We start from the raw sequence: 25,724 nt of genomic DNA, 5'->3' as shown, positions 1-25,724 counted from the left end.
GTCCACCGCACGTGTGCGGTGGACCCCCCTTTCGCCTCGGGCGACCCGGTGTCAGGCGACCTTGAAGCCGTAGTCGAGGAGCTTCTTCGCGTCCTTGGTGCGGTTGTTCAGGGACGAGGAGGTGAGCACCGTGCCGACGACGGTCTTGCCGCTCCGCGTGGCGGCGAAGACGAGGCAGTACTTCGCCTCGGGGCCGGAGCCCGTCTTCACGCCGATGGTGCCGCGGTAGGAGCCGAGCAGGTTGTTGGTGTTCGACCACGACATGTTGCGGTAGCCACCGGACTTCGTGGTGACCTTCTGCGTCGTGGACTTCGTCTTCACGACCGTGCGGAACGTGGAGTACTTCATCGCGCTGCTCGCGAGCTTTGTGAGGTCGCGGGGCGTCGAGTAGTTCGCGCCGTGCCCGATGCCGTCGAACGAGTCGAAGTGCGTGTTCCGCAGGCCGAGGGACCGGGCGGTCGAGTTCATCTGGCCGATGAAGCTCTTCACGCGCTTGGCGCGGGTCGAGCCCTTGCCGAACTTGTCCGCCAGCGCGTACGCGGCGTCGCAGCCGGACGGCAGCATCAGGCCGTACAGGAGCTGGCGCACGGTGACCTTGTCGCCGACGATCAGCCGCGCCGACGAGGCGTAGTTGTTGCGGACGATGTAGTCGCTGTAGGCCTTGTCGACCTTGACCTTGGAGTCCAGGTTCAGGTTCCGCTGGCCGAGCACGACGCGGGCCGTCATGATCTTGGTGGTGGAACCGGTGGACCGGCGGGTGTCCGCCGCCTTCGTGTACAGGGTCCTGCCGTTGCCGTTGTTCATCACATAGCCGCCCTTGGCGACGATGGAGGGCTTCGGCGGTGCGGCCGCGTGGGCCGGGGAGGTGAGGGCGCCGCCGGCCACCAGTGCGCTCGCGGTGACGAGAACGGCGGATGCGCGGCGTACGCCCTTAATGCCGGTATTCAAGTTGAATGCTCCAAATGCCCCTGGAATATGGCGGCATGAGGGTGCCGCTCACTCAGTAGACGAGCGAGAGGGGCGGATGGATGTGCCGGGAAGGCTGTGAAATTCCTTCGTTTCCCGTGCCCCGTCCCGCCCGGGTGACGGAAGGCCCCGCATGCGTCGTACGGGACGGGTGCCCGGCATGTGGACGGGGATTCCCGCGTATACCTGTTGTATCTATGCTGTGCGCATGCCAGCCACCGCCCTGAGCGCCGCCAAGCGCCCGCCCGCCGCCGAACGCGTCTACGCACACGTCAAGCAAGCCGTCCTGGAGCGCCGCTACGAGGGCGGCACGCTGCTGACCGAGGGCGAGCTCGCCGAGGCCGTGGGGGTCTCCCGGACCCCGGTGCGCGAGGCGCTGCTCAAGCTGGAGGTCGAGGGGCTGCTGCGGCTCTACCCGAAGAAGGGCGCGCTGGTGCTGCCCGTCTCGGCGCAGGAGATCGCGGACGTCGTCGAGACCCGGCTGCTCGTGGAGACGCACGCGGTGCGCAAGGCGGTGCCCGCGCCGGCCGGCCTCGTCGGCCGCCTGGAGGCGCTCCTGGAGCGCCAGCGCGCGCAGGCGGCCGCGGGCGACCTGGCGCAGGCCGCGGTCACCGACCGCTGCTTCCATGCGGAGATCGTGCGCAGCGGCGGCAACGACATCCTCTCGCGCCTCTACGACCAGCTGCGGGACCGGCAGTTGCGGATGGGCGTCGCCGTCATGCACTCGCACCCCGACCGCATCGCCAAGACGCTGGTCGAGCACGAGGAGATCCTCGACGCGCTGCGCCGCGGCGACGCCGACGCGGCGATCGCCGTGGTCACCCGGCACGTCGGCTGGTTCCAGAACCTGGCCCGGGGTGAGGTCCGGTGAGCTCGGCCACCGCTCCCGTCTCCCTGCCCGGCGATCCGCCGGGCGGCAGGAAGGCGGTGCTCGTCTGGTCCATCGGCGTCGCCGTCTACTTCGTCGCCGTCATCTTCCGCACGTCCCTCGGCGTGGCCGGGCTCGACGCGGCGGACCGCTTCCACGTCAACGCGTCCGCCCTGTCGACCTTCTCCATCCTCCAACTGCTCGTCTACGCGGGCATGCAGATACCCGTCGGCCTGATGGTCGACCGGCTCGGCACCAAGAAGGTGCTGACGATCGGCGTCGTGCTGTTCACGGTCGGCCAGCTCGGCTTCGCCTTCTCGCCCACGTACGCGATGGCGCTCGTCTCCCGTGCCCTGCTCGGCTGCGGCGACGCGCTGACCTTCATCAGCGTGCTGCGGCTCGGCACCCGCTGGTTCCCCGCCCGGCGCGGCCCGATGGTCGCCCAGCTCGCGGGCCTGGTCGGGATGGCGGGCAACCTCGTCTCGACACTGGTCCTCGCCCGGCTGCTGCACTCGGTGGGCTGGACCGCGGCCTTCGCGGGCAGCGCGCTGTGCGGGGTGGTCGTCCTGGTGCTGATGTCGCTGTTCCTGAAGGACCACCCCGAGGGCCACGAGCCGGAGCCCGCCGCGCACACCGGGGCGGCCTTCGTGCGCAAGCAGATCGCGCTGTCCTGGCGGGAGCCCGGCACCCGGCTCGGCCTGTGGGTGCACTTCACCACGCAGTTCCCCGCGATGGTCTTCCTGCTGCTGTGGGGCCTGCCCTTCCTGGTCGAGGCGCAGGGCCTGTCCCGGGCGACGGCCGGTGAGCTGCTCACGCTCGTCGTGCTGTCCAACATGGTGATCGGCCTCGTCTACGGGCAGATCGTGGCCCGGCACCACGCCGCCCGGCTCCCGCTGGCCCTCGGCACCGTCGCGGCGACGGCCACCGCCTGGGCGTCCGTGCTCGTCCACCCCGGCGACCACGCGCCGATGTGGCTCCTGATCGTGCTGTGCACGGTGCTCGGCGCCTGCGGGCCCGCCTCGATGATCGGCTTCGACTTCGCCCGGCCCGCGAACCCGCCGGAGCGGCAGGGCACGGCGTCCGGCATCACCAACATGGGGGGCTTCGTCGCCTCCATGACCACGCTGCTGGCGATCGGGGTGCTGCTCGACGCGACCGGTGACAACTACCGGGTGGCGTTCTCCGCGGTGTTCGTGCTGGAGGCGCTGGGGCTGTGCCAGATCCTGCGGCTGCGCCGGCAGGCGGTGCGGCGCGAGCAGGAGCGGCTCGTCGCCAGCCGGGTCGAGACGATGCACGTCCCCGCCTGAGCCCGGCTCGGGGGCCCGCGCGGGGCCCCCGGACGTGCCGTGCCTACGGCGTGACCGCGAACTCCCGCAGGATCGCGTCCGCCAGGTCGTGATCGCCCTCGATCTTGATGCGGTCCGCCACGGACGCGTACGTCACCCGGCCGCACGCGAGCCGGAAGTACGTCTCCCAGTCGAGGCCGAGCGTGGCGAGCGGGCCCAGCGAGGGCGCGTTGTCGACGGTGCCCTTGCCGTCGGCGTCGACCCGCACGGTGCGCAGGAACTCGACGGGGCCGCTCACGTCGAAGACGACCGCCGAGCCCGCGGGCGCGCCGGCCTTCTTCGCGACGACCTTCGGCAGGCCCTGCAGGAGCATGTCCCGGGTGACGTAGGCGCCGGGCGAGTCGATGTTGCCGGGCCTGCGCAGCGTCGTGCGGAGGTCCTGCTCGTGCACCCACACGTCGAACGCCCGCAGTCGCGTGGCCAGTTCGAGGGTGTGCTCGGTGCCCAGGGGGCCGCGGATCTTCGTGGCCGGGTCCCGCGACTCGTTCCGCAGCTGCCGGGAGCGGCGGATGATCGTGTACTCCAGCTCGGAGGTCATCTCCGGCGCGGTGTGGTGGCGCCGCACGTCGACCTGCATCTCCATGTACCGCTGGCCCTCGGTCCGTACGTGGTACAGGTCGCGGGGGAGGGTGTGGATCGGGCGGGGGTCGCCCAGCATCTCGCAGTCGAGGCCTATGACATGGGAGACGATGTCGCGGATCGACCAGCCGGGGCAGGGGGTGGCCCAGTTCCACTCTCCCTCGGCGAGCGGCGACACCAGCTCGGATATCGCTTCCACGGAATGCGTCCAGGCATCGGCGTAGGTTTGCAGGCTGGGATGGAGACTCACGGGACCCCTCGGCGGTCGTACGCGGGCGGTGGGTGACTGAGTGGCGTGGGTGGGGGTCCGGGGGGCTCCCCCGGAAATTCACAGTACGCTGCTCGCAGGCACCCCGGCAGTGCTTTCGTGTGACGATCGTAGGCCTGCATTGACGGCTCGAATGCCAGGACGGTGGTAGTGTGCGCGCCTCTCTCATCCAGATCGCCGTAGACGAGGACGAACCGGTCAATTCCCGTCGGACGCGCGTGTCTTCGCTGGTCCGCGAGGTCGCGGAGCGTGAGCGCCCCGACCTCGTCGTGCTGCCGGAGCTGTGGACCACGGGCGCCTTCGCGTACGAGTCCTTCGGGGCCGAGGCGGAGCCGCTGCGCGGCCCGACGTACGAGGCGATGGCGAAGGCGGCGAGCGACGCGGGCGTGTGGCTGCACGCCGGGTCGATCCCCGAGCGCGCGCCGTCCGCGGACGGCTCCGGCGAGGGCCCGCTGCACAACACCTCGCTGGTCTTCTCCCCCGACGGCGAACTGGCCGCCGCCTACCGGAAGATCCACCGCTTCGGCTTCGACCAGGGCGAGGCCGTCCTGATGGCGGCGGGCTCCGAGCTGACGACGGTCCGCACGCCGGACGCCACGCTGGGCCTCGCGACCTGCTACGACCTGCGCTTCCCCGAGCTCTTCCGGGGTCTGGTGGACGAGGGCGCGGAGATGTTCGTGGTGCCCGCCGGGTGGCCCGCGCGCCGCCGGGAGCACTGGCTGCTGTTCGCGCGGGCGCGGGCGGTCGAGGACCAGGCGTACGTCCTGGCGTGCGGCACCGGCGGCACGCACGCGGGCGTCCCGCAGGCCGGGCACAGCGTGGTCGTCGACCCGTGGGGCGAGGTGCTCGCGGAGGCGGGCGACGGCGAGGAGGTCCTCACCGTCGACCTCGACCCGGCGAAGGTCGCCGAGACGCGTGAGCAGTTCCCGGCGCTGAAGGACCGCCTGCTCGGGCAGGCCCCGCCGGCGCGCGGCGTCTAGCGGAGTCGTCCGCGCCGCGCCCCTCCGGGGCGGCGCGGCCACCGCTCAGTCGTCCTCGCGCTCCTTCTCCGCGAGGCGGATCACGCAGACCGCGACGGCCAGCAGGAGCGCGGGGTCGGCGTCCTCCCGCACCACCTGCAGGCCGTACGTCTCGCGCACCCGGAACCAGCGGCGCGAGATGTCGGCGAGCAGTTCGCCGTCGTACTCGATGGCGAACTCCCGGTCGAGGATCTTGCCGCTGACGTCGAGCTCGGTGCCGTCGACCAGCGCGACGCGGTAGTGGTTGCGCAGCAGCGAGAGGCGCTTGCGCTTGACGGTCGCGAGGGTCTCGCCCTCGCGCTCGATGACCATCGTGTCCCGCAGGGAGAGCACTTTGGCGTGGATGTCGATCAGGACCCTGCCCTGCATGTCCTTCAGCTCGAAGGTCTCCCGCAGGCGCATGGCCTTGCCGTCGACGAGGAAGACCTTCCGGCCCTGGTCGTCCTCGATCCAGTAGTCGTCACCGATGCCGAGCATCCGGTCGCGCACGAGAAGTCTCATGGCGCCATGACTACCCCGAACCGGCCGCGAATCGCGGGACCGTCACAGCCCGCGGTGCTGCTCCGGCTCGACGACGGTGGTCTGCGCGACCGGCGGTGCCGTCCTCCTGCGCCGCCCGATGCTGGTGAAGACGGCGACACCGATCAGGCCGACGGCCATCATGATGATGCCGGTGAGGGTGACATTGAGTCCGTCCATCTCCCAGTCCGTCGCGAACGCGAGGATGGCACCCGCGGCGATGAGAAGGATGCATCCGCCGAGGCCCATGTGGACCGCCTCCCTGCTGTAGTGGCTACGAAGTCACCGGGTACCCGGCTCCCCCGCAACCACACAGGGGCGATCACACAGGCATTCGGACAGGGCGGTCCGTCAGCCCTCCAGGAAGGCGACCAGCGCGTTGGCCAGCATGTGCGGGTCGTCGGCGCCGCACAGCTCGCGCACGCTGTGCATGGAGAGGATCGCGACGCCGATGTCGACGGTCTTGATGCCGTGCCGGGCCGCGGTGATCGGGCCGATGGTGGTGCCGCACGGCATGGCGTTGTTGGAGACGAACGACTGGAAGGGCACGCCCGCCTTCTCGCAGGCGGCGGCGAACACGGCGCGGCCCGAACCGTCGGTGGCGTAACGGTTGTTCACGTTGACCTTGAGGATCGGGCCGCCGTTGGCCCGGGGGTGGTGCGTGGGGTCGTGCCGCTCCGCGTAGTTGGGGTGCACGGCGTGGCCGGTGTCGGAGGAGAGGCAGACGGTGCCGGCGAAGGCGCGCGCCCGGTCCTCGTAGGAGCCGCCGCGGGCGAACACCGAGCGCTCCAGGACCGAGCCGAGCAGCGGGCCGTCCGCGCCGGTGTCGGACTGCGAGCCGTTCTCCTCGTGGTCGAAGGCGGCGAGCACCGGGATGTACGGGAGGTCCTCGCGGGCGGCGACGGCGGCGAGGGCGGCGGTGCCGGAGTGCACGGAGAGGAGGTTGTCCATGCGGGGGCCCGCGACCAGTTCGCGGTCGCGGCCGAGGTAGGCGGGCGGCTCGATGGCGTACGTCATGAGGTCCCAGCCGGTGACGTCGCCCTCGTCGAGGCCGGTCTCCTCCTCCAGGAAGCGGATCAGGTCGCCCTCGTGGACGTCGCGGCCGAGACCCCAGATGGGCTGCATGTGCTTCTGCTTGTCGAGCTTGAGGCCGTCGGTGTGCACGGACCGGTCCATGTGGATGGCCAGTTGGGGCACGCGGAGCAGCGGCCGGTCGACGTCCACCAGGCGGGTCGTGCCGTCGCGCAGGGTCAGGCGTCCGGCGAGGCCGAGGTCGCGGTCGAGCCAGGAGTTGAGCAGCGGCCCGCCGTAGATCTCCACGGCCACCTGCCGCCAGCCGTGCGCGCCCGCGTCGGGCTGCGGCTTCACGCGGAGGTTGGGGGAGTCGGTGTGGGCGCCGACGATGCGGAAGGGGGTGTGCGCGGCGGCGCCCTCGGGGACGTACCAGGCGACGACGGCGCCGCCCCGCAGCACGTACTTGCCGCCGGTGGTGCCGTCCCAGGCGTCGGTCTCCTCGACCTGCCGGAAGCCGGCCTTCTCCAGCCGCTCGGCGGCGCTCGCCACGGCGTGGTACGGCGAGGGGCTCGCGGCGAGGAAGGACATGAGGTCTTCGGTGTGGCCGCGGTCGAAGCGGGACGGGGTGCTCATGGCTGCCAGCCTAATGGGGCCGTCGGACGGGCGGCGGGGCGCTCAGAGGCGGTCGATCTCGGTGAGGTCGATGTCGAGGGTGAACGGCACGGCGAGCTTCATCCGGTCGTGGTGGATGCCGGTGGGCGCGTAGCCGCCGGTGTGCGGGTCGAGTTCGTAGGTGTGCACGGCGGGCCGGTCGTTCTCGTCCATCGTCACCAGCCAGAAGTGCCGGATGCCGGCGGCCGCGTACTTGCGGGGCTTGGTGTCCTGGTCGCGCTCCTCGGAGTCGGGGGAGACGACCTCGACGGCGAGCAGGACGTCCTCGGCCCGGTAGCGGGTCTGGGTCTGGTCGGCGTCGGCCTCCGCGGCCACCACCACCAGGTCCGGCTCCGGTGCCTGCTTGGGGCCGAGGACGACGGCCATCTCGCGGCGCACACGCAGGTGCTCGGGGACGGTGGCGCGCAGCCCTTGCTCCAAGAGGTACATGGCCAGTGTGTGGAACTTGCGCTGCGGACTCACGAAGATCAGGCTCCCGTCGATCAACTCGGTGTGCGGCGGGAGGTCGAGGCTGAAGAAGTCGTCCGTCGTGTAACCGTCCTGGGGCGGCATCGGCCACGCCGAGCCGTCGGGCTGGAGCGCGCGCGGGGCGTCGGTGCGGGGCTCGGCGGTCATGGTTCCTCCCATGGACGGGATTCTCGGCCGTTCACCCAGCCTACCCAGGGCATACGACGATGCCGCCACCCGAAAGAATCAGGTGGCGGCATCGCGCTGACGTGCGAGGGAAACCCGGTCGACCACGCGCGAACCGGGTCGGACGGGCCGGACGGGCCGGACGGGCCGGACGGTCGGACTAGAACGCCGCCTCGTCCAGCTCCATCAGGTCCAGGTCCACGCCCTCGGCGAGCTTGCGCTCCGCGGTGACGCCCGGCAGGACGGTCGTCGCGAAGAACTTCGCCGCGGCGATCTTGCCCTGGTAGAAGGCCACGTCCTTCGCCGAGGCCGTCTCCAGCTTCTCGGCGGCGACCGCGGCACCGCGCAGCAGCAGGTAGCCGACGACGACGTCGCCCGAGGCCATCAGGAGGCGGGTGGTGTTCAGGCCCACCTTGTAGATCGACTTCACGTCCTGCTCGGTGGCCGCGAGGTCGGTCAGCATGACGCCGACGATGGCCTCCAGCTCGACCGCGGCCTTGGCCAGCTCCTCGCGGGCGCCGGCCAGCGCCTCGCCGCCCGTGCCGACCGCGAGGAACTTCTTGATCTCCTCGGCGAGGCCGTTCAGCGCGGCGCCCTGGTTGCGGACGATCTTCCGGAAGAAGTAGTCCTGGCCCTGGATGGCCGTGGTGCCCTCGTAGAGGGTGTCGATCTTGGCGTCCCGGATGTACTGCTCGATCGGGTACTCCTGGAGGTACCCCGAGCCGCCGAACGTCTGGAGCGACTGCGCCAGCTGCTCGTAGGACTTCTCCGAGCCGTAGCCCTTCACGATGGGCAGCAGCAGGTCGTTGAGGGCGTGCAGCTGGGACGCGTCCTCGCCCGCCGCCTCCTTGACCTGGATGTCGTCCTGGACGGCCGCGGTGTGCAGCACGAGGGCGCGCATGCCCTCCGCGTACGCCTTCTGCGTCATCAGGGAGCGGCGCACGTCCGGGTGGTGGGTGATCGTCACCTTGGGCGCGGTCTTGTCCATGAACTGGGCGAGGTCCGGGCCCTGCACGCGCTCCTTGGCGTACTCCAGGGCGTTCAGGTAGCCGGTGGAGAGCGCGGCGATGGCCTTCGTGCCGACCATCATGCGGGCGAACTCGATGATGCGGAACATCTGGCGGATGCCGTCGTGCTTGTCGCCGATCAGCCAGCCCTTGGCGGGGTGCTGGTCGCCGAACGTCATCTCGCAGGTGTTGGAGGCCTTGAGGCCCATCTTGTGCTCGACGTTCGTCGCGTACACGCCGTTGCGCGCGCCCAGCTCGCCGGTCTCCCAGTCGAACTCGTACTTCGGCACGAGGAAGAGGGAGAGGCCCTTGGTGCCGGGGCCGTGGCCCTCGGGGCGGGCGAGGACGTAGTGGAGGATGTTCTCCGACATGTCGTGCTCGCCGGACGTGATGAAGCGCTTCACGCCCTCGATGTGCCAGGAGCCGTCGTCCTGCTGGACGGCCTTGGTGCGGCCCGCGCCCACGTCCGAGCCTGCGTCCGGCTCGGTGAGGACCATGGTGGAGCCCCACTGCTTCTCGACGGCGACGGCGGCGGCCTTCTTCTGCGCCTCGTTGCCCTCCTCGAAGAGGATGCCGGCGAAGGCCGGGCCCGAGGAGTACATCCACACGGCCGGGTTGGCGCCGAGCAGCAGCTCCGCGTAGCCCCAGATCAGGGAGCGCGGGGAGGTCGTGCCGCCGATCTCCTCGGGCAGGCCCAGGCGCCAGTACTCGGAGTCCATGAAGGCCTGGTAGCTCTTCTTGAACGTCGCGGGGACCGGGGCGGTGTTGGTCGCCGGGTCGAAGACCGGCGGGTTGCGGTCGGCGTCCTCGTAGGACTCGGCCAGCTCGTTCTCCGCGAGGCGGCGCAGTTCGTCGAGGATGCTCTTGGCGGTGTCGACGTCCATCTCCGCGAACGGGCCGGTGCCGTACAGCTTGTCGCGGCCGAGCACCTCGAAGAGGTTGAACTCGATGTCGCGGAGATTCGACTTGTAGTGGCCCATGGCGAAGGCTCCGTAAGCAGGAAAGGGATGAATACCAGCAAGTAGCTACGATGATGCTACCCGTCGGTAATAAGATGCAACCCCCAAGGGGCCATCTGTGACTCAGTACGCTTACGCGCATGTACGGCTACGACCAGAATCCCGGCGCCCAGCAGCAGTACGCCCCGCCGGGCGCGCAGCCGCCGCCGCAGCAGATGCAGGGCATGCCCGGCGGTGGCTACGGCCAGCAGCCTCCGCTCTACCCCGAGCCCTCGCCGCCGTCCCTCGCGGACGCCGTGCGGGCCTTCACCACGGGCTCGATGTCCGCCGAGGACTTCCAGCAGGCCTTCGCCACGTCGAAGGTCTACTGCCCGCGCGGTGACAACCCCGGCTTCCTCGCGCTGCACAACACCCAGCAGCCCGTGATCCCGATGTTCACCTCCCTCAAGGAGCTGCGCCGGTACGCGGGCAAGGACTCCAAGTACTTCGTGATCACCGGCGCGGAGGTCATCGACCTGCTGCCGACGGGGTACGGCTTCGTCCTGGACATGGAGGGCGAGCACCGCATGGTCTTCGACGCGAAGGCCGTGGAGCAGATGGTCGACTTCGCGATGCGCCGCATGTACGGCTGAGGCCCGCCCGGACTCGGTGCCCGGCCGTCACCGCACCCCCGCCCCTGACGGGGCACCTCTCGGCGCCCGGAGGGAATTCCCTCCGGGCGCCGTTCGTTGTGGGTGGCAGAAAGTTCTACGTTCAACTAAAGTGAGTCCACGAGGAGGTACCGACCATGCCTGCAGTGACTGTCGAGAACCCGCTGACCCTGCCCCGAGTGGTGGCGCCGGCCGGCTCCGCGGCGCGCCCCGTGCTCGCCGTGACCACCGCGCCGAGCGGTTTCGAGGGTGAGGGGTTCCCGGTCCGCCGGGCCTTCGCGGGGATCAACTACCAGTACCTCGACCCGTTCATCATGATGGATCAGATGGGCGAGGTGGAGTACGAGGCGGGCGAGCCCAAGGGCACGCCCTGGCACCCGCACCGGGGCTTCGAGACGGTCACGTACCTGATCGACGGCACCTTCGTCCACCAGGACTCCAACGGGGGCGGCGGCACCATCCGCAACGGCGACACCCAGTGGATGACGGCGGGCTCGGGCCTGCTGCACATCGAGGCGCCGCCGGAGTCCCTCGTCCAGTCCGGCGGCCTCTTCCACGGCCTCCAGCTGTGGGTGAACCTGCCCGCGCGGGACAAGATGATGGACCCCCGCTACCAGGACATCCGCGGCGGCCAGGTCCAGCTGCTCAGCACCCCCGACGGCGGCGCGCTGCTCCGCGTCATCGCCGGTGAGCTGGACGGCCACGAGGGCCCCGGCATCACGCACACGCCGATCACGATGATCCACGCGACCGTGCGGCCCGGTGCCGAGGTGACGCTGCCCTGGCGCGAGGACTTCAACGGCCTCGCGTACGTGCTCGCCGGGCGCGGCAGCGTCGGCACCGAGCGGCGGCCCGTCCACATGGGCCAGACCGCGGTCTTCGGCGCCGGCTCCGCGCTGACCGTCCGCGCCGACGAGCGGCAGGACGCGCACGCCCCCGACCTGGAGGTCGTGCTCCTCGGCGGCCGCCCGATCCGGGAGCCGATGGCGCACTACGGCCCGTTCGTGATGAACAGCCAGGCCGAGCTGCAGCAGGCCTTCGAGGACTTCCAGAAGGGCCTGCTCGGCACCGTCCCCGCCGTGCACGGCATGTAGCCGTACATAACGTGCGGGGCCGGTGAGGCCGTGTTCGGGTAGGAGGAGTGAGTAGCCTCCTGCCCGAGCCCGCCCGCCGCGTCGCCGCCTGGTGCGTCGTCGCGCTCCTCGTCACCGGCGTGGCCGCCGTGGGGATCTGGCTCTGCGTCACGTTCAAGACGGCGGTGACCCCGGTCCTGCTCGCCCTGCTCGGCACCGCGCTGCTCGGGCCGCTCTACCGGCGGCTCGTGAAGCTCAAGGTGCAGCGGTCGCTGGCCGCCGGGCTGACCTGCGCGGCCGTCGTCGCGGTCGTCGGCGGGGCCACCTACATCGTGGTCAAGGCGCTGATCGACAGCGGCGACCAGATCGTCTCCTCCCTCAAGCAGGCCGCCACCGACCTCTCCAAGTACTTCGGGGCGGCGGGCACCTCGCTCGACGACATGGCGTCCAACGCCAAGGAGCTCTTCGGGAAGTTCGGCGGGACCGCCGCGTCCGGCGTGATCAGCGGCCTGAGCACGGTCGGCGAGATGATGGCGATGGCCGTCCTCGCCCTGCTCCTGGTCTTCTTCTTCCTGCGCGACTCCGAGCGCGCCACGGACACCCTGCGCTCGCTCGCCCCCGGCGACAGCGCCGACTCCATCGAGGCCATGGCGCGGCGCGCCTTCGAGGCCATCGAGGGCTTCATGCGCGGCACGACGATCATCGCGTTCATCGACGCCGTGTGCATCACCATCGGCCTGCTGATCCTCGGCGTCCCCGGCGCCTGGGGCCTCGGCGCCCTCGTCTTCGTCGGGGCGTACATCCCCTACCTGGGGGCCTTCCTGTCCGGCGCGGTCGCCATCCTGGTCGCCCTCGCCGACCGGGGCTTCGTGATCGCCCTGTGGGCGCTCGGCGTGGTGCTCGCCGTGCAGGTCCTGGAGGGCCACATCCTGCAGCCGATGATCCAGAGCCGCACCGTGCAGATGCACCCCGCGGTGGTGATGCTGGCGATCACGGCGGGCGCCTCGGTGGCCGGGATCCTCGGGATGCTGCTCGCGGTGCCGCTGACGGCGGCGGCGTTCGGCATCGTCTCGGAGCTGCGCGGGCGCTACGCCCAGTAGCCCGGTTCCGGCAAGGGGCGCCGGAGGGCGGCGCGATCGGCCACGGACCACCCCCGCGCCGTCCTACTCCGCCGGGCCCTCGTCCGCCCCGCCGCCGGGGGCGTCCTCGTAGAGCTCGAACCAGATGCTCTTGCCGTCGCCGCGCGGGTCCACGCCCCACGCGCCGGCCAGCAGCTCCATCAGGACCAGGCCGCGCCCGGACGAGGCGAGCTCGCCGGGGTGGCGCTTGTGCGGCAGGTCGTCGCTGCCGTCGGCCACCTCGGCCCGCAGCCGCCGGGTGCCGGGCTCGCCGGTGACCTCGGCGACCAGCAGGGCGTCGCCGTCCGTGTGCACCAGGACGTTGGTGAGCATCTCGGAGACCATCAGGACCGCCGAGTCGACCTGGTCGTCGTCCGCCCAGTCGTGCAGCAGGTCCCGCAGGTGGCGGCGGGCCCCCGCGATGCGCTCCGGCTCGGCCTGGGCGACGGTCAGGACCGTGCGGCGGGCGTCCGTGCGCTGCTCGGGGCGGCCGGTGCGGCTCAGCAGCAGCACCGCTATGTCGTCCTCGCGGCGGTCCGCGAGCGGGCCCGTGGTGTGGTGCGAGGAGGGCCCGTGCACGGCCTGCACGAGCGTGTCGGCCAGCTGTTCCAGACCGTCGGCCTCGCCCTCGTCCCGGTACTCCTCCAGGATCGACCTGATCCGCGACCAGCCGCTGTCCAGGTCGTGGCCGCCGGTCTCGATCAGGCCGTCGGTGCAGATCAGCATGGTCTCGCCGGACTCCAGGACGAGCCGGGTCGTCGGGTAGTCCGCGTCCGGGTCGACGCCCAGCGGCAGGCCGCCCGCGGTGGGGCGCAGCAGAACCGTTCCGTCGCTCATGCGTATCGCCGGCTCGGGGTGGCCCGCGCGGGCCATCTCCAGGACGCCGGTCGCCGGGTCGGCCTCCACGTACAGGCAGGTCGCGAAGCGCGGGTCGTACTCGCCGGCCTCATCGGTGCCCGAGCCGCTGGACCCGTAGGTGATGGACTCGGTGATCCCCGACAGGAAGCGGGTGGCGCGGGAGAGCACCGCGTCCGGGCGGTGCCCCTCGGAGGCGTACGCGCGCAGGGCGATCCGCAGCTGTCCCATCAGGCCCGCCGCGCGCACGTCGTGGCCCTGGACGTCGCCGATGACGAAGGCGATGCGGCCGCTGGGCAGCGGGATCATGTCGTACCAGTCGCCGCCGACCTGCAGCCCGCCGCCGGTCGGCACATAGCGTGCGGCGACGCTCATGCCCGGGATGCGCGGGCCGAGCAGCGGCAGCATCGAGCGCTGCAGCCCCTCCGTCAGCTCCCGCTCGGACTCGGCGACCCCCGCCCGGGACAGGGCCTGCGCCAGCATCCGCGCGACCGTCGTCAGGACGGACCGCTCGTCGGGCGTGAAGGAGACGGGATACGTGAAGGCCGCCATCCACGCGCCCATCGTGCGGCCCGCGACGGTCAGCGGCAGGAACGCCCAGGACTGCCGCTCGAAGCGGCTGGCCAGCGGCCACGCGGCCGGGTAGCGCCTGCGGTAGTCCTCCGGCGTCGACAGGTACACCGCGCGGCCGGTGCGGACCACCTCGGCGGCCGGGTAGTCGGTGTCCAGCGGCATCGCGGAGAAGGGGCCGTCGTCGCCGGGCTGGTGGCCGTGGTGCCCGATGATCGTCAGCCGCTCGCCCTCGACCCCGAAGACCGCGAGGCCGTCCGGCGAGAAACCCGGCATGGAGAGCCCCGCCGCGACCCTGAGGACCTCCTCGGTGGACCGCGCCTCGGCGAGCGCGCGCCCCGCGTCGAGCAGGAACGCCTCGCGGGAGCGGCGCCAGTCCCCGGTGACCGGGGTGCGGGCGGCGGTGCCCGGGGCGGGCTCGGTGACCTCCTGGAGGGTGCCGATGAGCTCGTAGGCCTCGGTCGCGTCGTGCAGGACGGGCTTGGAGCGGCTGCGCACGGTGCGCAGGACGCGGCGCCCGGTCTCGTCCATGATCCGCAGGCGGGCCTCGGCGAGGGTGCCCTCGGCGACGGCGAGCTGCACGGTCCCGTAGATCTCGTTCCAGTCCACCGGGTGGAAGCGGGAGCGCACGCCCGCCTCGGTCAGCGTCTGGGCGCGCTCGGGCAGGCCGAGGAGCCGGGCGGCCTCGGCGTCGAGCGTGACCGTCCCGGACGCGTTGTCCCAGCGCCACAGCCCGGTCGCGATGGCGGCCAGGACGTCCCGTACGGGAGGCAGGGCGTCATCCCCCACCTGCAGGAGGGGATCGTCGGTGCGCATTGACCCACTTTAGGAAGATGTACAGGGAAGGCGCCACCGAGCCCCGTCCCGCCGGGCCCCCGGGAGCGTGGCGCCCGCGGATATCCGGAAACCGATCTTCGACCGGACGGTAGCCTTGGGGAGGTCTGCTCTCTCCCCTATTCGCGAAGACTGGATGAACGACGATGCATCGGTACAGGTCCCACACCTGCGGCGAGCTCCGCGCCTCTGACGTCGGCACCGACGTCCGGCTGAGCGGCTGGCTGCACAATCGCCGAGACCTGGGCGGCATTCTGTTCATCGATCTCCGCGATCACTACGGCATCACGCAGCTGGTGGCCCGGCCGGGCACCAAGGCCGCCGAGGTCCTGGACAAGCTGTCCAAGGAGACCGTCGTCCGGGTGGACGGCAAGGTCGTCTCCCGCGGCACGGAGAACGTGAACCCCGAGCTGCCCACCGGCGAGGTCGAGATCGAGGCCGCCGAGGTCGAGGTGCTCGGCGCGGCCGCCCCGCTGCCCTTCACGATCAACGCCGAGGACGGGGTGAACGAGGAGCGCCGCCTGGAGTACCGCTTCCTCGACCTGCGCCGCGAGCGCATGCACCGCAACATCATGCTGCGCAGCGCCGTGATCGCCTCGATCCGCTCGAAGATGGTGGCCCTCGGCTTCAACGAGATGGCGACCCCGATCCTCACCGCGACCTCCCCCGAGGGCGCGCGCGACTTCGTGGTGCCCTCCCGCCTGAACCCCGGCAAGTTCTACGCGCTCCCGCAGGCCCCGCAGCAGTTCAAGCAGCTGCTGATGATCTCGGGCTTCGACCGCTACTTCCAGATCGCGCCGTGCTTCCGCGACGAGGACGCCCGCGCGGACCGCTCGCCGGGCGAGTTCTACCAGCTCGACGTCGAGATGAGCTTCGTGGAGCAGGAGGACGTCTTCCGCCCCATCGAGAAGCTGATGACCGAGCTCTTCACGGAGTTCGGCGGCGGCCGCGAGGTCACCTCGCCGTTCCCGCGCATCCCGTTCCGCGAGTCGATGCTGAAGTACGGCAACGACAAGCCGGACCTGCGCGCCAAGCTCGAACTGACCGACATCTCGGACATCTTCGCGGGCTCCGAGTTCAAGGCGTTCGCCGGCAAGCACGTGCGTGCCCTGCCGGTGCCGGACACGGCGTCGCAGTCCCGCAAGTTCTTCGACGGCCTCGGCGACTACGCCGTCGAGCAGGGCGCCAAGGGCCTTGCCTGGGTGCGCGTCGCCGAGGACGGTTCGCTGACCGGCCCGATCGCCAAGTTCCTCACCGAGGAGAACGTGGCGGAGCTGACCAAGCGTCTCGGCCTGGAGGCCGGGCACGCCGTCTTCTTCGGCGCGGGCGAGTTCGACGAGGTCTCGAAGATCATGAGCGCGGTGCGCGTCGAAGCCGCCAAGCGCGCCGGGCACTTCGAGGAGGGCGTCTTCCGCTTCTGCTGGATCGTCGACTTCCCGATGTACGAGAAGGACGAGGACACCGGCAAGATCGACTTCTCCCACAACCCCTTCTCGATGCCGCAGGGCGGCATGAAGGACCTGGAGGAGAAGGACCCGCTCGACATCCTCGCCTGGCAGTACGACATCGTCTGCAACGGCATCGAGCTCTCCTCCGGCGCCATCCGGAACCACGAGCCCGACGTCATGCTCAAGGCCTTCGAGATCGCGGGCTACGACGCCGAGACCGTGGAGCACGAATTCGCGGGCATGCTCCGCGCGTTCCGCCTCGGCGCCCCGCCGCACGGCGGCATCGCCCCGGGCGTCGACCGCATCGTGATGCTCCTGGCCGACGAGCCGAACATCCGCGAGACGATCGCCTTCCCGCTCAACGGCAACGCGCAGGACCTGATGATGGGCGCGCCGACCGAGCTGGACGAGTCGCGGCTGCGCGAGCTGAACATCTCGCTGCGGAAGCCCGCGGCGCAGTAGCGGTGTGCGAAGGGGCCCCGGAACCTGTTGGTTCCGGGGCCCCTCGGCGTTCCGTGTCGTCGGCGTCCGGTGGTGTCCGCGGGTGCTCCGTGGCTGGGCGCGCGGTTCCCCGAGCCCCTCGCGGGGCGTCCTGCGGGGTGTGTCTCAAGCCGCGTGGGTCGGCGAGGAGTTGGCCTCGGCCTCGGCCCATTCGGTGACGAGGCTCTCGTAGAGCAGGCGCTCGTCGGGGCGCAGGCGTCCGCCCGCGCTCAGCCACAGCGCACGGATGTCCTCGTTGACCTCGTCGGCGGTGCGTCGCCGCCGGTCGGGGGAGGGAGTCGTGGCCATGTGTGAAGCTTACGTAGGGGCATGTGAAGGCGGCGTCAATTTGAGCCCCCTCTGCGCATGACTTAGCTCACCGTCAGGCATACCCGCCAGTACTACCGGGCAGTCGGACCGAGCCGAGCCTGCAGTCCGTCGAGCACGCGCTGGAGCCCGTAGTCGAAGGTCTCCTCGCGCACCCGCTCCGGATCCGCGCCCGCCCCCGCCGCGTCCGTGCCGCCCGGCAGGCCGCGTGCGAACTCCCGTTCCGTGCTGCCGCTTCGGGCGATCAGCGAGAGATAGGCGGCCTCGCTGGTGGCCATGCCGATGACGTACGCGATGACGGTGCTCAGGGCGAGTTCGGTCTCGGCCTCACGGAATCCCGCCGTCCGGTAGACCGCTGCCATCCGCTCCGACATCTTCGTCACGTTCGGACCGAGGTGGAGCAGGCCGACCTGGCCGAGCACGGAGGCGATCCAGGGGTGGCTCAGAATCATCGCCCGCTGGCTGTACGCGGCGCGCGCCGCCGCCTCGCGCCACTCGCCGGGACCGGCCGCCGCGGGCACGGCCAGCTCGCCGTACACCTCGTCGACGACCAGCTCGATCAGCTCGTCCTTGTTGGCGACGTGCCGGTACAGCGAGGTGGCGCCGGCGTCCAGGCGGGTGCCGAGCTTGCGCATGCTCAGGGCCTCCAGGCCGTCCGCGTCGAGGAGCCGGACCGCCTCGGCGACGATCTGCTCCCGGCTCAGCTGCTCGCGCCTGCGCTGCGGGCGGGTCCACACCGAGGCGATCTCGGGCTTCGGGTCGGCGGGCATGACGGGCCTCCTGGGGTGGTGCGGGTGCGCGCGGGGTGCTCCGCCCACGGTAGCGCACGCTGTTCGCATGGTGCGTACAGCGATCCCGCCCGGGTCCGGGCCCCGCCCCGCCCCGGCGCGGTCGCCCCGGACCCCGCAGCGGCTGTCCCCGGGCACGCAACAGGCGTACGGTCGAAGAAGCACCGTAAGGCTGCTCGGGCCGGTTGGAACTGGTCGGCGAAGCGGTCTTGGACGGGCCAGCCAAGGGCGCGAGGCGAGTCCCGAAATCCCTGTCAGCGGGCGTGACTCGGGCTTTTCGTGAGCCACCACCCTTCCGCCCGCCGGACGCAGCCCGGCCTCTGCCACCGCGGACACGGAAGTCGGCCGATCGGCGGACATCCCATGCCCACCACCACGCGCGAGATACGCATCGCCCGCGCCGTCCTGTCCCTCACGCACCGGCCCGCGGACTTCGACCCGCTGGAGCTGCTGCACGATCTGACCGCGCAGGCGGTCGCGCTGCTCCCGGTGCGGTGCGCGGGCATCACCATCCTGGACGAGGACGGCGACACCGCCGTCTACGTCACCGCGTCCGACGAGCTGTGCCTGGCACTCGAGGAGGACCAGGGCGAGCTGGACGAAGGGCCCTGCATCGACAGTGCCCGCGCGCAGCGCCAGTTGCCGCTCACCTCGCTGACCGACCCACCGGGCGCCACCCGCTGGCCCCGCTTCGCGCACCGCGCCCGCGCGGCCGGGATCACGGCGGTCGCCGCGGTGCCGCTGCGCCTGCCGCACCTGCCCCTGGGCGCCCTGAACCTGCTGATGTCCGGACCGCCCTACCCCGGCGGCCACGACCTGCAGTTGGCCCAGACGCTGTGCGACGCGGCCGGGGCGGCGCTCACCCTGCGCCAGCAGCTCGCCGACAAGGAACAGGTGCTCGGCCAGCTGCAGATCGCGCTGGACAGCCGCCTGATCATCGAGCAGGCCAAGGGCGTCCTGTCGGTACGCCTCGACGTCAGCATGGACGAGGCGTTCCGGCGGCTGCGCGCCCACGCCCGCTCGCGCCAGCAGAAACTCACCGAGGTGTCCGCCCGCGTCGTCGGGGGCCGGCTGCCCGGCGAACTGCTCGACCCGGCCCGGTCGAAGGACCTGCGATGAACCACGTCGAACTTCCCGCGTTCCTGGCCGGACTGCGCCAGGCCGCCCGGACCGGCGGCGACCTCTCCGTCGCCTCGGCCGCCGACGCGGCCCGGCTGCTGAGCCTCGACGCCCTCACCGTGAGCCTGCGCTCCGAACACGGCGTGCTCGAACTCCTGTGGGCCGACTACGCCCACGCCCTGGGACCGGCCCTGGACGACCTCCAGTTCACCGTCGGCGAGGGGCCCACCCCGGACGCCGCGCGAACCCGGCTCACCGTCGTCGCGGGCGACCTGACCAGCACGCCCGCGGAGCGGTGGCCGCTCTTCTCCCCCGCGGCCCGCGCGCTGCCCGCCGGCGCCGTCATCGCCGTGCCGCTGCTCCTGGGCCTCGCCACCGTCGGCGTCGTGACCGGGTCCCTGGCCGCCCCCGCGCCCTTCCCCGCCGACCAGCGCCAGGACCTCGCCCGGTTCTCCCGGGTCGCCCTCGACCTCGTGCTGCACACGCCCGTGCGGGCGCTGGACGCCGGGAACCAGGGCCGGGACCTGCACCGGGCGGCCGTCCACCAGGCGGCCGGCATCCTCACCGTCCAGCTCGGCGTCGGCGTCGGCGTCGAGGTCGGCATCGACGAGGCGCTGGTGCGCCTGCGCGCGTACGCCTGGCGCGCGGACCTGCCGCTGCTGCACGTCGCCCGCGCCGTGATCGCCGGACGCCTGCACCTCGCGCCCGACGGCTGACCCCGCGCCCGGCCCGCACGCGAACGTCCCGCCGCGCCCCGGGTGTTCCGGGGTGCGGCGGGACGTGTCCGCGCGGCGGGTGCCGTTACGCGGCGGGCTTCTCCTCCAGGCGCGGGAACAGCACCGCGCCCTTGGTGACCGTCGCGCCCGCGGGCAGGGTGCCCCACGCGGCGGCGGTCAGGAGCTCCTGGTCGGCGAGCGCGCCGAGGAGGGGCTCCGCGCCGAGGGAGTCCCAGAGCTTCTGGGAGGTCTCCGGCATGACCGGGTTCAGCAGGACGGCGACCGCGCGCAGCGACTCGGCGGCGGTGTAGAGGATCGTCGCCAGGCGGGCCTTGCCCTCCGGGCTGTCGTCCTTGGCCACCTTCCACGGCTCCTGCTCCGTGATGTAGCCGTTGACCTGCTTCACGAAGTCGAAGATCGCCAGGATGCCGCCCTGGAAGTCCAGCTCCTCGCCGATCAGCCGGTCGGCCTCGGCGACGGCCTTGGCCAGGCCCTCCTGGACGGCCTGCTCGGCCTCGCCCGCCGCGGTGGCCGCGGGCAGCTCGCCGCCGAAGTACTTGCCGACCATGGCGGCCACGCGCGAGGCGAGGTTGCCGTAGTCGTTGGCGAGCTCGGAGGTGTAGCGGGCGGTGAAGTCCTCCCAGGAGAACGAGCCGTCGCTGCCGAACGCGATGGCGCGCAGGAAGTACCAGCGGTACGCGTCCACGCCGAAGTGGGACGTGAGGTCCTGCGGCTTGATGCCGGTCAGGTTCGACTTGGACATCTTCTCGCCGCCGACCATCAGCCAGCCGTTGGCCGCGACCCTGCCGGGGACCGGCAGGCCCTGCGCCAGCAGCATCGCGGGCCAGATGACCGCGTGGAAACGGAGGATGTCCTTGCCGACCAGGTGCACGTTCGCCGGGAACGTCGCGTCGAACTTCTCCTGGTTCGCGCCGTAGCCGACGGCCGTGGCGTAGTTCAGGAGGGCGTCGACCCAGACGTAGATGACGTGCTTGTCGTCCCAGGGGACCTTCACGCCCCAGTCGAACGTCGACCGGGAGATCGAGAGGTCCTGGAGGCCCTGCTTGACGAAGTTCACGACCTCGTTGCGCGCGGACTCGGGCTGGATGAAGCCCGGGTTCGCCTCGTAGAGGGCGAGGAGCTTGTCGCCGTACTCGCTGAGCTTGAAGAAGTAGTTCTCCTCCTTGAGGAGCTCCACCGGCTTCTTGTGGATGGGGCAGAGCTTCTGCCCCTCGAAGTCGCCCTCGCCGTCGACGAGGTCGCCGGGGAGCTTGTACTCCTCGCAGCCCACGCAGTACGGGCCCTCGTAGCCGCCCTTGTAGATCTCGCCCTTGTCGTAGAGATCCTGGACGAACTCCTGCACGCGGTCGGTGTGACGCTTCTCCGTGGTGCGGATGAAGTCGTCGTTCGCGATGTTCAGGTGCTCCCAGAGGGGCTTCCAGGCCTCGGTGACGAGCTTGTCGCACCAGGCCTGGGGAGTGACCCCGTTCGCCTCGGCCGTGCGCATGATCTTCTGACCGTGCTCGTCCGTGCCGGTGAGGTACCACACCTTCTCGCCGCGCTGACGGTGCCAGCGCGTGAGCACGTCCCCTGCAACGGTCGTGTAGGCGTGGCCCAGGTGAGGAGCGTCGTTTACGTAGTAGATGGGGGTCGAGACGTAGAACGCCTTCGCGTTCTCGTCCGCTCCCTGCTTCTCGGATCCAGTGGCCGCCATGGTCGAAATCCTAACGGCCGGATCAAGATCGACTCACATCGATATCAGGGGGCGGACCCGGGGCTTCCGGGGCCGCCCCCCGAGGAGGTCGTCGTGCGTGGGGGCTGGCTACGGGCGCCAGGACGCCAGCAGGCCCTCGTAGAGCTCCTTGTCGGTGAGCTCGCGCGGGGCGGGGCCCGCGTGGAAGAAGCCGGCGTTGTCCGCGGTCAGCCTGCGGAGGTAGTCGAACGCCTTCGCGTCGTGCTCGCCGAACGCGACGAACTGGAAGAAGAGGGGGTGGGCGGCCGCGTCCTTCAGGGCCTGGGTCGCCACGCCCTTCGTGTCGGGGGCGCCGTCCGTCTGGAAGACCACGAGGGCGGGCTCGCCGCGGTGCTCCGACTTCTCGTAGTGGGCCACGACCTCTTCGATCGCGCGGTGGTAGCTGGTGCGGCCCATGCGGCCCGCGGCGGCGTGCAGCTCGTCGACGCGGTTCTCGTGCTCGGTGAGGGTGAGCGTGCCGGTGCCGTCGATCTCCGTGGAGAAGAAGACGACGTGCACGGTGGCCTCGGGGTCCGTGTGCGCGGACAGGGCGAGGACCTGCTCGGCGAGGCTCTGGGCGGAGCCGTCCTTGTAGTACGGGCGCATGGAGCCGGAGCGGTCGAGGACCAGGTAGACCTGGGCTCGGGTTCCGGTGAGGTCGTTCTTCTTGAGGGCGGTGGCCGCGGCCTTGTACGCGGGGGCTAGCCCCGGGGCTTTGGAGCGGATGCGGGCTGCGGGGACGGCGGGGGTCGCGTTCCCCTTCCCGCCACTCTTCGGCGCGGGCTCGCCCTTGGCGCCGGCCTCGGCCTTCGGCGCGGGCTCGCCCTTGGCGCTGGCCTCGGCCTTCGGCGCGGGCTTGTCCTTGGTGCTGGCCTCAGCCTTCGGCGCGGGCTTGTCCTTGGTGCTGGCCTCAGCCTTCGGCTCGGGCTTCTGGGCGCCCTCTTCATCGTTGCCCGGCACCGGGGGCTGTGCCCACCCGTCCCGCCCTGCGGGACGTTTGCCCACAGCGGGAACCTCGGCCTCGGGCTCTGCCTCGGCGGGGGGCTTGGGCTGCGCCTTGGCGGGGGCGGGGGCGGGGGCTTCGGCTGCGGGCTGGGCCTTGGCCGGGGCGGGGGCCTCGGTTGCGGGCTCTGCCTTGGCGGGGGCCTCGGCCTCGGGGGCCGCCTTGGCGGGGGTTTCGGCCGCCGGCTTCGTCTTGGCCTTGGCGGGGGCTTCGGCTGCGGGCTGCGCCTTGGTCGGGGCGGGGGCCTCGGCTGCGGGCTTTGCCTTGGTGGGGGGCTCGGCCTCGGGGGCTGTCTTGGTGGGGGGCTCGGCCTTGGGCTCGGGTGTGGGGGGCGTCTGGGTGGGTGTGTCCGGCTTCGGGGTGGTGGGGTGGGGGACCGTTACGTTGTCGAAGGCCGCTGCCACCAGGTCGTCCACCGTGGAGGGGGACGGTTCCGGGCTGGGGGAGGGGAGCGTGGCCTTGGGGGGCGGGGTCGGCTCCGGGGAGGGCGCCGGGACCTTCGCCGAGGCCGGGGGCTCGGGGTCCCGGACCTCGGGGACCCGTGCCGCATCCGGTTCCGGCGCAGTCGCAGACGTCTCGCGCTCGGGCTCCCGTGCCTCCGGAACGCTCTCCTTGCGTGACCGTCCGAACGCGTTCCGCAGGCGGTTCAGAATGCCCATGTGCGCAACCCTTCGCGTGAGTTGATTCCCGAAAATCCCTGGCCAGGGCGGACACGTAAGGTTAGCCGCCGCCGTACGCGATCTTGGGCAGGGTCGCCCTCCGTCACCCGCCCGCACCACGCCCCCGGCCGCGCGCGCGGTTCCGTGCCCCGCGCCACCACCGGATCCTCACCGGACACCCTCGCCGCAACTCCCTTCCGGGCGCCACGGATTCACCCTCCGTTCACCCGCAGGCCGTCGCCCTGCCCGAACCCGCCCCTAGCCTCACGGCGGAATCAAGCCACGTCCACGCGCACGCCACAACGACGGAGGACCCGTGCCCCAGCTGCTCCCGCTCGTCACCTCTCATCAGGGGAGCGGCGGCCGTTCCGCCCTGACCTGCCGCTTCCGCTGTGGTGACGCCTGCTTCGGCGAGGTGCCCAACACCAGCGACAACGCGTACGTCGGCGACGTCATCGCCGGTGCGCTCAGCCGCCGTTCCCTGATGCGCGCCGCCGCCGTCGTCACCGTGGCGACCGCGGCGGGCGGTGCCGTCCTCGCCGGCCCCGCGGCCCCGGAGGCCGCCGCCGCCACGCCCGCCGGGCGGACCGGCGGACACCGGGGCGAGGGAGCGCGCGGCCTGCGGTTCGCGCCCGTCGCGCCGAACACCGCCGACACCGTCACGATCCCCGCCGGGTACGCGCAGAACGTCGTCATCCGCTGGGGCGAGCCCATCCTGCGCGGCGCGCCCGCCTTCGACGCCGACCGGCAGAGCGCCAAGGCGCAGGCCGGGCAGTTCGGTTACAACAACGACTTCCTCAGCCTGCTGCCGCTGCGCCGGGAGCCGGGCCGCCAGGTCCTGGTCGCCAACCACGAGTACACGGACGAGATCCTGATGTTCCAGGGGTACGACCCCGCGAACCCGACCCGCGAGCAGGTGGAGATCGCCTGGGCCGCGCACGGCCTGTCCGTCGTCGTGGTGGAGGGCGAGCGGCGCAGCGGCGAGCTGCGCGCGGTCGCCCGGCACCAGCTCAACCGGCGCCTGACCGCGACCTCCCGCTTCCGCCTGTCCGGCCCGGTCGCGGGCAGCGACCTGGTGCGCACCCAGGCCGATCCGCGCGGCACCACCGTCCTCGGCACCCTCAACAACTGCTCGGGCGGCACCACCCCGTGGGGCACGACGCTGCACGGCGAGGAGAACTTCAACCAGTACTTCGCCAACGCGGAGAAGGTCACCGACCCGGCCGTCGCCGCGCGGCTCAAGCGCTACGGCGTCACCGGCGCCGCCTCCGAGCGCAAGTGGGAGCGGTTCGACCGCCGCTTCGACCTGGCCCAGGAGCCCAACGAGGCCAACCGCTTCGGCTGGGTCGTCGAACTGGACCCGTACGACCCGGAGTCCACCCCGCGCAAGCGCACCGCGCTCGGCCGCTTCAAGCACGAGGCGGCGCAGCCGCGGCTGACGCACGACGGGCGCCCGGTGGTGTACATGGGCGACGACGAGAAGTTCGACTACTTCTACAAGTTCGTCGGCAGCAAGCGGATGGCCAAGGGCACCTCGCGGGCCGCGCACGAGCACAACCTCGGCCTGCTGGACGAGGGCACCCTCTACGTCGCCCGGCTGACCGGCGACTCCCCGGCCGGCGAGATCGACGGCACCGGCAAGCTGCCCGCCGACGGCGAGTTCGACGGCGGCGGCGAGTGGATCCCGCTGGCCACCGCGGGTCCCGGCGGCAAGGCCGTCTCGCACGTCGACGGCATGACCGCCGAGGAGGTCTACGTCTTCACCCGGCTCGCCGGCGACAAGGTCGGCGCGACCAAGATGGACCGGCCCGAGGACATCGAGCCCTCGCCGCACACCGGCAAGGTCTACGTCGCGCTCACCAACAACTCCGACCGCGGCAAGGCGGGCAAGGCGGGCGCCGACGAGGCCAACCCGCGCAACCTCAACAAGCACGGGCAGATCCTGGAGCTGACCGAGCGGCGCGGCCGGGCCGAGGCGACGACGTTCGCCTGGTCGCTCTTCCTGGTGGCCGGTGACCCGGAGGACCCCTCGACGTACTTCGCGGGCTTCCCCAAGGAGCGGGTCTCGCCGATCTCCTGCCCGGACAACGTCGCCTTCGACCCGCACGGGAATCTGTGGATCTCCACGGACGGCAACCAACTCGGCTCGCACGACGGCCTGTTCGGCGTCGCCACGCGCGGCGACCGGCGCGGTGAGCTCAAGCAGTTCCTGACCATGCCGAACGGCGCGGAGACCTGCGGCCCGCTGGTCCAGGACCGGCGCGTGGTCGTCGCCGTGCAGCACCCCGGCGAGGTCGACGGGGCCTCCGTCGAGAAGCCCGCGAGCGCCTGGCCCGACGGTCCCGGCAAGATCGTCCGGCCGTCGGTCGTCGCCGTGTGGCGCAAGGACGGCCGCGACATCGGCGTCTGAACCGCACCCGGCTCCGGACACGGCGAAGGGGCACCCCGCGCGGTGCGGGGTGCCCCTTTTCACGTCCTTCTCACGTCCTGCCGGTGCCGACC

At 71.6% G+C, this 25,724-nt stretch carries 22 protein-coding genes; 10 read left to right on the top strand and 12 right to left on the bottom strand.

The annotated features are described in order from the left end of the window. Positions 1-51: 51 nt before the first annotated feature. A complete protein-coding gene (locus ACFYXE_RS17225; RefSeq protein ID WP_389313196.1) occupies positions 52-948 on the bottom strand; it encodes a D-alanyl-D-alanine carboxypeptidase family protein in 897 nt (298 codons plus the stop codon). Positions 949-1,174: 226 nt separating this feature from the next. Here ACFYXE_RS17225 and ACFYXE_RS17220 point away from each other — a divergent pair, with 226 nt between their 5' ends. Both ACFYXE_RS17220 and ACFYXE_RS17215 read left to right on the top strand, forming a co-directional pair. Beyond that, positions 1,175-1,837, top strand: a complete 663-nt coding sequence (locus ACFYXE_RS17220; RefSeq protein ID WP_389313195.1) for a GntR family transcriptional regulator — start codon at positions 1,175-1,177, stop codon at positions 1,835-1,837. Then, positions 1,834-3,141, top strand: coding sequence for a nitrate/nitrite transporter (locus tag ACFYXE_RS17215; protein WP_389313194.1), 1,308 nt, complete (start codon positions 1,834-1,836; stop codon positions 3,139-3,141). Before ACFYXE_RS17220 ends, ACFYXE_RS17215 begins: the two co-directional genes overlap by 4 nt. A gap of 43 nt (positions 3,142-3,184) precedes the next feature. Here the strand turns inward: ACFYXE_RS17215 and ACFYXE_RS17210 are convergent, their stop codons facing one another. Continuing rightward, positions 3,185-4,009, bottom strand: a complete 825-nt coding sequence (locus tag ACFYXE_RS17210) for a maleylpyruvate isomerase family mycothiol-dependent enzyme (protein ID WP_361178994.1) — start codon at positions 4,007-4,009, stop codon at positions 3,185-3,187. A 170-nt stretch (positions 4,010-4,179) separates the two neighbouring features. Between ACFYXE_RS17210 and ACFYXE_RS17205 the strand changes: the two genes are divergently transcribed. Then, entirely contained in the window at positions 4,180-5,007 is an 828-nt protein-coding gene (locus tag ACFYXE_RS17205; protein WP_389313191.1) for a carbon-nitrogen family hydrolase, read from the top strand. A gap of 45 nt (positions 5,008-5,052) precedes the next feature. On the opposite strand, the gene ACFYXE_RS17200 is transcribed toward ACFYXE_RS17205, so the two are convergent. The 5 genes from ACFYXE_RS17200 to ACFYXE_RS17180 all read right to left on the bottom strand — a co-directional run bounded on the left by ACFYXE_RS17200 (position 5,053) and on the right by ACFYXE_RS17180 (position 9,871). Further along, complete coding sequence (locus ACFYXE_RS17200; protein WP_361178989.1) at positions 5,053-5,547, bottom strand: LURP-one-related family protein; 495 nt, start codon at positions 5,545-5,547, stop codon at positions 5,053-5,055. 42 nt (positions 5,548-5,589) lie between these two features. Further along, on the bottom strand, positions 5,590-5,814 hold the full coding sequence (locus ACFYXE_RS17195) for a DUF6458 family protein (protein WP_361178986.1): 225 nt from the start codon (positions 5,812-5,814) through the stop codon (positions 5,590-5,592). A 102-nt stretch (positions 5,815-5,916) separates the two neighbouring features. Continuing rightward, positions 5,917-7,212 (bottom strand): M18 family aminopeptidase, encoded by a 1,296-nt coding sequence (locus ACFYXE_RS17190; RefSeq protein ID WP_389313189.1) that lies wholly within the window; start codon positions 7,210-7,212, stop codon positions 5,917-5,919. A gap of 42 nt (positions 7,213-7,254) precedes the next feature. After that, positions 7,255-7,878: a Uma2 family endonuclease gene (locus ACFYXE_RS17185; RefSeq protein WP_389313187.1), complete on the bottom strand. Its 624-nt coding sequence runs from the start codon at positions 7,876-7,878 to the stop codon at positions 7,255-7,257. Between the two features lie 166 nt (positions 7,879-8,044). Next, positions 8,045-9,871 (bottom strand): acyl-CoA dehydrogenase, encoded by a 1,827-nt coding sequence (locus ACFYXE_RS17180; RefSeq protein WP_389313185.1) that lies wholly within the window; start codon positions 9,869-9,871, stop codon positions 8,045-8,047. Between the two features lie 119 nt (positions 9,872-9,990). Between ACFYXE_RS17180 and ACFYXE_RS17175 the strand changes: the two genes are divergently transcribed. The 3 genes from ACFYXE_RS17175 (at position 9,991) to ACFYXE_RS17165 (ending at position 12,673) form a co-directional block, all read left to right on the top strand. Continuing rightward, positions 9,991-10,482 (top strand): SseB family protein, encoded by a 492-nt coding sequence (locus tag ACFYXE_RS17175; RefSeq protein ID WP_055563227.1) that lies wholly within the window; start codon positions 9,991-9,993, stop codon positions 10,480-10,482. A 155-nt stretch (positions 10,483-10,637) separates the two neighbouring features. After that, on the top strand, positions 10,638-11,594 hold the full coding sequence (locus ACFYXE_RS17170; RefSeq protein WP_361178976.1) for a pirin family protein: 957 nt from the start codon (positions 10,638-10,640) through the stop codon (positions 11,592-11,594). Between the two features lie 47 nt (positions 11,595-11,641). Then, positions 11,642-12,673 carry an AI-2E family transporter gene (locus ACFYXE_RS17165; protein WP_389313182.1) on the top strand — a complete coding sequence of 344 codons (1,032 nt, stop codon included), beginning with the start codon at positions 11,642-11,644 and terminating at the stop codon, positions 12,671-12,673. 63 nt (positions 12,674-12,736) lie between these two features. Here ACFYXE_RS17165 and ACFYXE_RS17160 read toward each other — a convergent pair whose 3' ends face one another. Next, positions 12,737-14,932 (bottom strand): SpoIIE family protein phosphatase, encoded by a 2,196-nt coding sequence (locus ACFYXE_RS17160; protein WP_389313180.1) that lies wholly within the window; start codon positions 14,930-14,932, stop codon positions 12,737-12,739. A gap of 164 nt (positions 14,933-15,096) precedes the next feature. Here ACFYXE_RS17160 and aspS point away from each other — a divergent pair, with 164 nt between their 5' ends. Then, the gene (gene aspS, locus ACFYXE_RS17155) at positions 15,097-16,860 is read left to right on the top strand and encodes an aspartate--tRNA ligase (protein WP_361178968.1); all 1,764 of its coding nucleotides are present in this window, start codon (positions 15,097-15,099) and stop codon (positions 16,858-16,860) included. 144 nt (positions 16,861-17,004) lie between these two features. Here the strand turns inward: aspS and ACFYXE_RS17150 are convergent, their stop codons facing one another. Both ACFYXE_RS17150 and ACFYXE_RS17145 read right to left on the bottom strand, forming a co-directional pair. Continuing rightward, positions 17,005-17,187 carry a hypothetical protein gene (locus ACFYXE_RS17150; RefSeq protein ID WP_361180237.1) on the bottom strand — a complete coding sequence of 61 codons (183 nt, stop codon included), beginning with the start codon at positions 17,185-17,187 and terminating at the stop codon, positions 17,005-17,007. 92 nt (positions 17,188-17,279) lie between these two features. Continuing rightward, on the bottom strand, positions 17,280-17,975 hold the full coding sequence (locus tag ACFYXE_RS17145) for a TetR/AcrR family transcriptional regulator (RefSeq protein ID WP_389313177.1): 696 nt from the start codon (positions 17,973-17,975) through the stop codon (positions 17,280-17,282). A gap of 381 nt (positions 17,976-18,356) precedes the next feature. Between ACFYXE_RS17145 and ACFYXE_RS17140 the strand changes: the two genes are divergently transcribed. Beyond that, positions 18,357-19,112, top strand: coding sequence for an ANTAR domain-containing protein (locus ACFYXE_RS17140; RefSeq protein ID WP_389313175.1), 756 nt, complete (start codon positions 18,357-18,359; stop codon positions 19,110-19,112). After that, complete coding sequence (locus tag ACFYXE_RS17135) at positions 19,109-19,828, top strand: hypothetical protein (protein WP_389313173.1); 720 nt, start codon at positions 19,109-19,111, stop codon at positions 19,826-19,828. The genes ACFYXE_RS17140 and ACFYXE_RS17135 overlap by 4 nt, the downstream gene beginning before the upstream one ends. A gap of 85 nt (positions 19,829-19,913) precedes the next feature. Here the strand turns inward: ACFYXE_RS17135 and metG are convergent, their stop codons facing one another. Then, complete coding sequence (gene metG / locus ACFYXE_RS17130; RefSeq protein ID WP_389313171.1) at positions 19,914-21,542, bottom strand: methionine--tRNA ligase; 1,629 nt, start codon at positions 21,540-21,542, stop codon at positions 19,914-19,916. Positions 21,543-21,650: 108 nt separating this feature from the next. Beyond that, entirely contained in the window at positions 21,651-23,222 is a 1,572-nt protein-coding gene (locus ACFYXE_RS17125) for a VWA domain-containing protein (protein ID WP_389313169.1), read from the bottom strand. 316 nt (positions 23,223-23,538) lie between these two features. Between ACFYXE_RS17125 and ACFYXE_RS17120 the strand changes: the two genes are divergently transcribed. Then, positions 23,539-25,632 carry a PhoX family protein gene (locus tag ACFYXE_RS17120; RefSeq protein WP_389313167.1) on the top strand — a complete coding sequence of 698 codons (2,094 nt, stop codon included), beginning with the start codon at positions 23,539-23,541 and terminating at the stop codon, positions 25,630-25,632. Positions 25,633-25,724: the final 92 nt, after the last annotated feature.

Source organism: Streptomyces sp. NPDC002564 (assembly GCF_042889645.1).
In the GTDB taxonomy this organism is placed as follows: domain Bacteria; phylum Actinomycetota; class Actinomycetes; order Streptomycetales; family Streptomycetaceae; genus Streptomyces.
This window is presented reverse-complemented; position numbering and strand designations above follow the sequence as displayed.